Annotated in this window: 1 protein-coding gene; it reads left to right on the top strand. The window is 69.7% G+C overall.

The genetic code is table 11. From position 1 onward, the window contains the following. On the top strand, nucleotides 1–211 hold a 211-nt coding region (locus RRF55_RS29255; RefSeq protein WP_439419491.1), incomplete at both ends, for an SDR family oxidoreductase.

The raw sequence follows: 211 nt of genomic DNA, 5'->3' as shown, positions 1-211 counted from the left end.
CACATGGTGGCCGCCGGTGGCGGGGCCGTGGTGAACTTCACCAGCATCTCTTCGGAAGCGGCGCAGACGGGGCGCTGGCTCTACCCGGCCAGCAAGGCGGCCATGAAGCAGCTCACGCGCAGCATGGCCATGGACCTGGCGGCCGATGGCATCCGCGTCAACAGCGTCTGCCCGGGCTGGACCTGGTCGGCGGTGATGGACCGGCTCAGTG

The sequence above is a fragment of the Klebsiella sp. K47 genome (assembly GCF_051858335.1).
Taxonomy (GTDB): Bacteria; Pseudomonadota; Gammaproteobacteria; order Enterobacterales; family Enterobacteriaceae; genus Klebsiella; species Klebsiella pneumoniae.
Note: the sequence above shows the minus strand (reverse complement) of the source record. Positions and strands in the feature narration are given on the sequence as shown.